General features: G+C 72.2%; 3 protein-coding genes. All 3 read left to right on the top strand.

The window, feature by feature from the left end:
• The first annotated feature begins 242 nt into the window (after positions 1–242).
• The 3 genes from QH283_RS11725 (at position 243) to QH283_RS11715 (ending at position 2,577) form a co-directional block, all read left to right on the top strand.
• Entirely contained in the window at positions 243–629 is a 387-nt protein-coding gene (locus QH283_RS11725) for a cold shock domain-containing protein (RefSeq protein ID WP_280503033.1), read from the top strand.
• A 150-nt stretch (positions 630–779) separates the two neighbouring features.
• The gene (locus tag QH283_RS11720) at positions 780–1,619 is read left to right on the top strand and encodes a methyltransferase domain-containing protein (RefSeq protein ID WP_280503032.1); all 840 of its coding nucleotides are present in this window, start codon (positions 780–782) and stop codon (positions 1,617–1,619) included.
• Between the two features lie 322 nt (positions 1,620–1,941).
• Positions 1,942–2,577 (top strand): sigma factor-like helix-turn-helix DNA-binding protein, encoded by a 636-nt coding sequence (locus tag QH283_RS11715; protein WP_280503031.1) that lies wholly within the window; start codon positions 1,942–1,944, stop codon positions 2,575–2,577.
• Positions 2,578–2,595 lie beyond the last annotated feature (18 nt).

Genomic DNA, 2,595 nt, shown 5'->3' with positions numbered 1-2,595 from the left:
CCCCCCCGGCCGGGGGGCCCCCCAACCCCCCCCCCCCCCCCCCCGCGCGTCCCGGCCCTACCCCACCCCCCCCCCACCCCCCGGGGGGGCCGCCGGGGCCCCCCGGGGCCGCCCCGGACAGATCCTCCGTAGTCACACTCTCTCCTTCCTCTCCCGCTGTGGGTCCGAGGCCGAAAGCCCGGGCCCACAGCGGTATTGCCGCATCACCGACCGTATCGACAGACTGGGATCAACGAGTACCGATGATGACGACGACCACCGCATCACCCATCGACACCACCACCCCCGACCCGCACATCGCGCGGCAGCTGACCTGGCAACACGGGCACGTCGCCTGGTGGAACGCCGAAAAGGGTTTCGGCTTCGTGGATCCCGACGACGGCGGCGAATCGGTCTTCGTCCGGCACACCGCCATCGCGGCTCCCGGCTACCGCAGGCTCGTCGCCGGTCAGCCGGTCGTCTACGCGGTCGCCGACCACGACGGCGACAAGCCCGAAGCGCTCCAGGTCCTCACCTACGCCGATTCCTCTCCGGCCCCGCCGGAGCCGCCGCGCCCGCAGCGCAGCTCCTGCTCGGCACGCAATCGCTGGTGGCGTCGCTGCCGGTGTGAGAAGCCGAGTGCAGGCTGAGCCGTCCGTATGCGGCCGTCCGTATGAGAATGGGTGGTCGACACCGGCGTCGGCCACCGGACAGTGAGCGGACGAGGGAATGCCGAGCCGGGAGAGGTTGCCGCAGCTGCCCGGTGTGAGGACTGCGATACTCGCGCGCATACTGGCCGGGTGGGCGAACCGCGCGGCGTTCCCTCCTTCCACATCGACCGGGTCGGGCAGGCCGACCGGGACCGGCTGGTGTGGCTGCTCGACGAGCAGGCCGCCCTGCCCGGCGTGGTGCGCATGCGCCGCTGGGTGCGGGAGGAGCTGGCCGTGCGGCCCGGACAGACGGCCGTCGACCTGGGCTGCGGGACCGGCGGCGAGGTCGTCGAGCTGGCCGGGCTCGTGGGTGACGGCGGACGGGCGATCGGCATCGATCCCAACCCGGCGGTGCTGGCACTGGCCGCGCAGCGCGCGAGGGGGACAGGCGCCGAGTTCGTCGAGGGCTCGGCCTACGCGCTGCCGCTGCCCGACGCGAGCGTCGACGCCCTGCGCTGCGAACGCGTCTACCAGCATCTCGACGACCCGGCCCGCGCCACCGGTGAGATCGCCAGGGTGCTTCGCCCCGGCGGGCGGGTGGCGCTGATCGACAGCGATTGGGCCACGGCGATCTTCCATCCCGGCGACCCCGAGATCCTCGACATCCTGCGGACCGGCCTGCAGGCGGACGTCCCGAACCCGAACTCCGGGCGCGGGCTGCGCGGGCTGCTGACCGCCGCGGGCCTGGTCGTCGACGAACTCGGCTCCGAGGCCGTCATCTGGGAGTCCGCCACTGTGCTGCCGATGTGTCAGGCGATCGCCGGGGCCGCGGTCGAACAGGGCGAACTCACCGCCGCCCAGCGGGACGGACTGCTCGCCGACATCGAGGCCGGGATCGCGGCGGGCGACCACCACTTCTCGGTCACCATGTTCGCGGTGCTCGCCCATCGCCCCGCGTCCGGCGTGCCGCCGCCCGTGGGCGCCGGCTGAGGTCGGCCGGGCCGAGCCTGCCGCTCACCTCCCCCCACCTCGCGACGATCCAGGTGTGCCGGCGCGGTGATGACCGGGGCGGAAACACGTGACGCCCGCCATCGGACGGCTTGACAGACCCGCACCGGTGGTACTGCCATGGAGACCACGTAGCGGTCGGACAGGCGGTTCGATATGCGGAATCTGACATTCGACAGTAATGACCTCGAGGCGACCGAGGAGTTCCTCGTCAGCGCCTACAGCCCCATGCGCATCGGCAACGAGAGCGAGCGGCGCTCGTGCGCCAGCATCCGGCGCGACATCCTCGGCCCGGTCAGCGTCGATGCCCTCGACCTCGGCTTCGACATGCGCTACCACACCGAGCCGCTACAGCAGCCGCGGCGAGACCTACGACGATCTGTACCGGGTGGCAGGCCTGGCCGTGGCGCTGGCCATCGACAGCTTCGACCCGGCGCAGGGTAAGCCCTTCGTCGCCTTCGTCGTGCCCGAGGTGCTCGGCGCGGTGCGCAGGCGCGCAGGCGAGCGGGCGTGGGGAGCCAGAATCGCCCAGCACATCCAGGAGATCCGCGCCCAGATCACCGCGACGGTGGACGCGCTGACAGACCGGCTGTCGCGGGTGCCCACGGCCACCGAGATCGCGGTGGAGCTGGACGTCGAGGTCCATGACGTGCGCCGCGCGCTGCTCGCCCATCGCGGCGCCGATCTCGCCGGCGGCGCAGGCGCGGTCCTCGACGCCGACCCCGGGGAGCCCGGCTATGAACTGGTGATGGGGGAGGTGGTCGCCTCCCGCGTGCTGGCCGCGCTCTCCGAGACCGAGCGCTGGGTGCTCTACCTGCGTTTCTTCCGCGGCCAACCGGTGGCGAGGATCGCCGCGCAGCTCGGCGTCTCACCGATGGGGGTCTCGCACCTCCTCGGCGACGCGCTGGCCACCGTCCGCGAGGTCACACGCCCTGGGTGATACACAATTATGTATATT

This window comes from Nocardia farcinica, assembly GCF_029867845.1.
GTDB lineage: Bacteria > Actinomycetota > Actinomycetes > Mycobacteriales > Mycobacteriaceae > Nocardia > Nocardia farcinica_A.
Note: the sequence above shows the minus strand (reverse complement) of the source record. Positions and strands in the feature narration are given on the sequence as shown.

Coding starts and splice junctions, on each gene's coding strand:
- QH283_RS11725 (WP_280503033.1), top strand. CDS start 243: ATGATGACGACGACCACCGCATCACCCATCGACACCACCACCCCCGAC.
- QH283_RS11715 (WP_280503031.1), top strand. CDS start 1,942: ATGCCCTCGACCTCGGCTTCGACATGCGCTACCACACCGAGCCGCTAC.